Source organism: uncultured Sulfitobacter sp. (assembly GCF_947497275.1).
GTDB lineage: Bacteria > Pseudomonadota > Alphaproteobacteria > Rhodobacterales > Rhodobacteraceae > Sulfitobacter.
Genome location: NZ_CANMFS010000056.1, coordinates 1 through 206 on the forward strand (window position 1 = coordinate 1; position 206 = coordinate 206).

1 pseudogene is annotated in these 206 nt (G+C 74.8%); it reads left to right on the forward strand.

Annotated features, from left to right (window positions below):
- A pseudogene (locus Q1A06_RS20970) lies at nt 1–206 on the forward strand (hypothetical protein); the annotation flags it as partial.

Sequence of the window (206 nt, forward strand, 5' to 3'; positions counted from 1 at the left end):
GCGATTGCGGGACCCACGCTGGCGCTCGACACGGTGTCGGAACCGGTGCCGCAGAACGCGATCACCGGCACGCCGGGCGATGACTGGCTGACCGGGACCTCGGGCGACGATCTGATGCTGGGCGGCGCGGGGCGCGACCGGCTGCGCGGCGAGGGCGGCAACGACACGCTGGAAGGCGGCGCGGGGCAGGACAACCTTGGCGGCGG